Annotated in this window: 3 protein-coding genes; all 3 read right to left on the bottom strand. The window is 35.5% G+C overall.

Features of this window, described 5'->3' with window-relative positions:
* Positions 1 to 460: 460 nt before the first annotated feature.
* Entirely contained in the window at positions 461 to 1,399 is a 939-nt protein-coding gene (locus tag ACFIMA_RS09025; protein ID WP_375654147.1) for an abortive infection family protein, read from the bottom strand.
* A 1,396-nt stretch (positions 1,400 to 2,795) separates the two neighbouring features.
* Positions 2,796 to 4,160 carry an MFS transporter gene (locus ACFIMA_RS09020; protein ID WP_375678161.1) on the bottom strand — a complete coding sequence of 455 codons (1,365 nt, stop codon included), beginning with the start codon at positions 4,158 to 4,160 and terminating at the stop codon, positions 2,796 to 2,798.
* A 587-nt stretch (positions 4,161 to 4,747) separates the two neighbouring features.
* Positions 4,748 to 5,038: a hypothetical protein gene (locus tag ACFIMA_RS09015; protein ID WP_375632739.1), complete on the bottom strand. Its 291-nt coding sequence runs from the start codon at positions 5,036 to 5,038 to the stop codon at positions 4,748 to 4,750.
* Between the last annotated feature and the right edge of the window lie 1,028 nt (positions 5,039 to 6,066).

Here is a 6,066-nt window from a genome sequence, read left to right as displayed (position 1 = left end):
GTAGGGGAAGAACGTATAGGTATCTAATTTACGCGCATAAAGGCTTTGTAGAAATTAAATCTAAACTCAGATTCTCTCTCTTTAGGGAGTTAAGACTTGTGTTTTTATCATAATGACTAGCTTCTCCATCATAATATTTCTGCACGAGAGCTTTCCAAAAATAGTACACCAGCTAGTTTGTTCTTAAAAAAAATAATCAAGGCAATACTTTTGCACCATCCTCATTCGTCATCCTTAAGGGCGGCTTTTGCATTTACAGAAATTGCCACTGACTTTAGAAGCAGAGCCTAGAAACGTGGGGAAGAGGAGAACCATAGGGTGCTGTGACTACTCATGTTGTCATGCTATAGAAATATTTGGTTTTGTAGGGTAGCAGAAGCCCCCTTTAATGCTTTTTAGGCATTAAAAATGGCATGAGAAAATGCTGGTAGTCGTGATATGTTTTTTCTAAAGTTTTTTATTATGGCTGATCCATGAGCTCTAAAATATAAATTGAGAGAGAATGGGCGGCATTAAAAGTTAAATGCGCATGGTGAGGTTTGAGATTGATTAGTTTAAAATCCTTTTCTGAGCGGCCGTGCGCTGCACTTTTCTTGTTTCTTAAACTCATAGTACCATCTACAATTTGATACAGACCGGATGCGATCATTTTTAAGTCATTTTCATCTAGATCTTGATTTTTTAAGTTTTCTTTCTTCATATCTTCGGGATGGATCTTAGCTTTCTTAACGACTTGTTTCCATAAAACGGGCAGCGTATTACGGGCGTTTTCTGCATATGGGATAGAATGGTGGTCGAGATAAGCTTTGCAAGAGGCTTCCAATAGATTTGCTGCAAATAGAACCGCCTCCTTTGGATCTTTTTCTATATTTTCTAATGCTCTTTTTATTTCGATTTCTACTGCTGAAAGTCCTTTCTCTGTAATACGTTTTTGTAGCTCTTCTGTAGAGAGGAGACCAGCTTTTTGCAATTCTTGTGTGAAGGTTAGCTCATTCTTGATAATATATCCTCCACGCTGATATTCTAATCCATCTTTCTTTAACGTTTCTAAAACTTTACGTTGATCTTCTTTAAGCTGTTGTAGCATTTGATCTTCTGGTATGTCTTGAAATATGAATCCGACTAACTTATGAAACTCGCTGTCCAAAAAATCACCAAGCAGGGGACCAAGGACTTCAAGCGGTTTATTGCATTCTACATTGATTGTATCTAGTCGTTTCTTAATCTTGACTTCATCATCATCACTTCGATACTCATGAGGAGCAGATGGTGTATAAAAAAATAAGGCATCCAAATTCTTTGGCCAATAGTACTTTGGTAATATTTGAGAGAGTATCCTAATTGTTGCAGGAGGGATTTTGTTTTTCTGAGATATTTTTTGCGGAGATGATAATTGCATTTTATGGCTTTATAATATCAAAAAGTGGTATGTTGAGTGGTTTTTAGAGTATGATTTTATTGCCTGACCTTTTATAGAAGGTCGCGCAACAATTTTGTGGCTTATATAAGATTTGTGAAAGATAAATGCCATATTGTGTTTTATTTTTCTCCTTTCATTGTTATAACAGTGAAGGGGGGAATAATGTGTGATAATTCGAAAAATATAGAATGAGAACAGAAGTATAATTTTGTATTATCGTAACTGCAATAGCATTCTTTATTGGCAGATTGTTTATTAGAGAGAAGGAAGCAGGCAATGCGCATAATCCCTGAACGGAAGGTTTTGTGACAAGAATTTTAATAATGGCATGTTACTAAATGTTGTGTGTGTTCTTTGCTTGTCAGAAAAAGTAGATGGCGCTCTTTATTTGCATAACCGGTATAGAGTAATGAGTAATGCGGAAGGCTAGTTTAAAATCTCGTTTATTCCGTTAAAGTTTACTGTTTTCTATAAAAAGACTGTTTTCATTATATCCGCTGTGAAGCTCGCATACTTGGTAGATGGAAATATATGCGTTTATCGTGTCTGTAAGGGAGCTTGAAGCAATGAAGTTATGTGTAAAAGAGTTCTGAAAAGCTTCTTTTGTCCGTAAATTTTATAAGGAAAATTTAAAGGCAGGAAGATATTAGAGAAATCTAAGAGTACGCTGTAAAAGTAAAAAACAGCCTTTTTAGAGATGGTTTGCTGTCTGTCATCGTGCTTCATGATTTTCAATGTTTTTAAAATTTCTTTCTCAATGAGAGAGGGCTTTTTTATTAAAGCGGGGGAGATTTCTTATAACAGTTAACAATGAAATGGAGAGAAGATGCTGCTTTACCAGCTGTTTTTGTCGCTTCAGTTTCATTTGAACCTATTGTGATTATAAAAGCATAGTGATTCAATGACTTTGAAAAGGGGGGAATAACATTATCAAGTTTGCAATACAGTGCGATTTTCCACATCGCGGTGCGTTATAGAAGATGATTAGCATTTATAGGGGCGTGCGCGGGGGCGGGTTCTATATTCTATGCTGGTTCGGTAGGGCGTCTGTTAGCGCATTTATGGGACTATTCCGCATTGAAATGCGTGCTTAATTTCGTGGATCTTGCAAAGGTCTGATCAGAAAATCCCATATTTCAAGAGGTTTTTAGAGGAATCTAAAAGCACAGAGGTATCATAAAATTACAAACACCGTACGTTACTGGAGGTGATCAATTTTAGAGCTTAAGGAGCTTATCGGTTTAGTGTTCTTTCATAAAAATGATGAAGGCTGTGCTCAAGGTCTCAGTGTGTTGGTTTCTCGAAAAGTGGTAAATGCTGTATGATTTTATAAGCTATTGCCAATGTTATGGATAGGGAGTTCAAATAAAGCATATCATAAATCGGAATTCTTCTCTTTACGCGATAAGAAGAGGGCTAGGAAAAACAGTAAAAATGCAGTGATAGAGAATATGAAGAATACGATATATGTTTGGTTTAAGGACAGGGATTTTTCTGTCAGCGAATGGATCAAAAAGCCAGCGAATATACCCCCTAAGGCACCACCTATTTGCTGTAATATGCGTGTGATAACGGCTGTATCTTTGACGTATAAACTGTTGACATATTGGATGGGGGCGGAAAGGCAGACAATGGTGGCGATGCCAAGTCCTACACCTCTTAGCAAGAATCCAAGTCCATCCATGCTTATATTATAGCCGAAGCATAATAACCCAAAGCTTGATATCACTAAACCAATTCCTATCATGAAAAAGGGAGATTTTTCTTTCCATTTTTGGTAAATAAATTTCCTGCCAATCCACGCACCCACTCCTTGCAGAGCAAGGAGGGCACCGATGATGAGAAGGCTCTTTTCATAGTTTCCTCCCATGGCAACGGCTAGTGGGAAATAAACGAGGAAGCTATAAAAAAGAAATGAAGCAACGAGCCCCATGATCATGAGCAATGTATAGCGCGCATTTTGAAATCCGCTAAAGACGATTAATTTGTTTTTTGCTTTCTGATTAGAAACAATGAATAATATGAGAGATATCACGGCTATAAGCGCTAGGATAAAGAGGGCGTTGTGGTTATTGATATTTCTGGCTTCTGTGAGATAAAAAAACGAAAGAAGGGAGATGGAAAACGCTAAAAATGCAAATAAGTTAAATTTTGTTTTTGTTGTTTCGTTGCTCTTTAAATGTTTTGCTCCAAGGGTGAGTGCCAATAAAATAAGCGGAATATTGATAAAAAATAACAAACGCCAAGACACATACTGAGCAAGCGAGGCGCCTACCAGCGGACCAAAGGCAGGAGCGAAAACTGTTGGTACGGCTATGGTGCCCATGGCTTGGCGCACTCGTGTCTGTCCAAATTGTAAGGCAATGATGGTTTGGCTAAGGGGCAGCAAAAGACCTGTCCCGAAACCTTGAACGATACGAGCAGATATAATAGTTGGAAAACTATAGCTTAATCCTACCCCCAGTGATCCAAGCATAAAAATGAAGCTTGCAAGAAACCAAGTGCTTTTGATACCTATTCTTCCTTGCACAAAAGCGGCCATTAGCAGCCCTGGAACGGTGGCGAGAAAATAGGATGTTACAACCCATTGTATATTATTTTCTCCGACTGAAAAATAATGCGCAAGGTTAGGAAGGATGACATTGACAATGCTCCCGTCCAGCAGAGGAAGTATGCTGGAAATAATGACGGTATATATGACATACCTTTCTGATTGAGTATAGGAATCTACCTTTTGCATGATCATGCTCCCTACAGATGTTCTTTAAAACATTGGTTGCGCCCCATTCACAGACTTTTAAAAATTAACACGCATTTGTGATATCTGCGGTTTTGATATTGGGATGAATATGATTGGAAGTGCTGATGGTCCCCTTGTGTACAACCCGCCTTTTTCTCTAGAATTAAGCCATCAGTTAAGCTGATGTCAATGAGTTTATCGAGGAGTCTATTTGCTGTCAACTCAATCTGCATGAGAGCAAAAGCAGAACCTACACAAACGTGCACGCCTGCTCCATTTGCATTTATTATTTAACATGGAAAATGTGAAAATCTTTATAAATCAAATTATTGACTTAAAAATCCAATGTTTGTTTATATATCATTTTTTATGCTTAAATGATTGTTTGGGTATCAAATGTATTCTCAATAGTTTATAATTTTCTTTTCTTAAATGTGCAGCTCTTTCTGAAAAATGTTCGATAATTTCTTGATTGTTTAATAAAAATTAAAATTGGTTATAAGGAAGAGCTTGTAAATTATAGAGTAGGAAAAAGGTGCATTTTATAAAAAACAGGGGAGGGTTGTTTCCATAACCCAAACATTTTTTCAAGTTGTTGTGGTATCTTTTTGAATTGCTTGATCGATAAAAGTTTTATAATTATCAGAAACAATATATTGGGTATTTTCTCCTAAAGCTTTGAAATGTTCACGATCGCAATGGATTTTTGCTTTTTCCAGAACGCGCAACATGTCTTCGAAAATACTTCTTTTGCTTTCCACAACAAAATACAGTTTTTCTTGCCCATTTTGCTCGAATAATACAGTCCAATCGGGAGTATATGATCCAAGAGATGTATCAATTTTAAACCATTTAGGCAGTTTCGCATAAACTTTAATCTTATCGTTTTTTTCAAATGATTGTGCAAAATTGAACTCAATATCTGAATCATAAATACATGATCATAAGTTGATTTATCAGTTTTTGTCATATTCTTTTATAAAACAATTTGCTTTTATATTTATTAAAATGCATTTTCTATTTTATTTTTTCGTATAATTAGCCAATGAAGTTTTTGCTCTAATATCGCAATTTGTAAAAGACTATTTTGGTCATTCAATATGAAACTTTTTATGTCGGTTTCTTGTATTGAAAGCAATGGTACGATTTTTGATATCTGTATAAAATATTTACAAAAGAATTAATAACGCATGATTATAGAATTTTGTTCTTTGTTTGAAGCATGTACAGTTAAACCATTGTTTATTCATAGATTTTATGTTCATTATTTATTTGATACATTTAATCTAGAATGTAAATTGTGTTCGTATACTCAAACTAAAATACTGGTATTGAAGTGGTGAGAGTGTTGCTTTGTTGAGAATAGATCATTGGGTAGGTTGGTATTCCCTTTGTATCAGAGAATTCAACTTATTCTCTCATATTGTGTGTGGATGAAATGTTAACCGCATAATGCTCCCTCTTACATGAGATGTAAGATTGATATGTTTTCCACATTGAGAAAAGTTGTTGATCGTAGAGGAATATTTTTCTGCGAAATTTGTTTGGCTTAAATGCAAAAAATAGAGCAAGAGTCGCATATTTGTTATGCTGTAATGGCATATATATAATCGATGGAGTCAACACTTCATTTAAGAAGTTTTTTAAAAGAAAAACATAAAAAAATAGAATTATTGAAAAAAATCTTTTATTTTGAAGCTTGTTTCTCACGCTTATAAAAGCTTCACGTAGATTTCGAAAATTCTTGTTGTGTTGAAAAGCATGAAAAATCAAGAAAATTTTGCAAAAAAGCTGCACTATGCGTGCAGCTTTTTATGTATTTGCTTTAAAGGTAGACGTTTTAAAGCATGAAAGTGTCCTTACGGCTTCTATAACCATAATAGCCAAAAACACTGGAAATAATGGC

The sequence above is a fragment of the Bartonella sp. AP88HLJMH genome (genome assembly GCF_042195605.1).
GTDB lineage: Bacteria > Pseudomonadota > Alphaproteobacteria > Rhizobiales > Rhizobiaceae > Bartonella.
Note: the sequence above shows the minus strand (reverse complement) of the source record. Positions and strands in the feature narration are given on the sequence as shown.

What these genes read in the sequence shown, in the direction of transcription:
- ACFIMA_RS09025 (WP_375654147.1), bottom strand. Translation starts at nt 1,399, where the DNA reads ATGCAATTATCATCTCCGCAAAAAATATCTCAGAAAAACAAAATCCCT.
- ACFIMA_RS09020 (WP_375678161.1), bottom strand. Translation starts at nt 4,160, where the DNA reads ATGCAAAAGGTAGATTCCTATACTCAATCAGAAAGGTATGTCATATAT.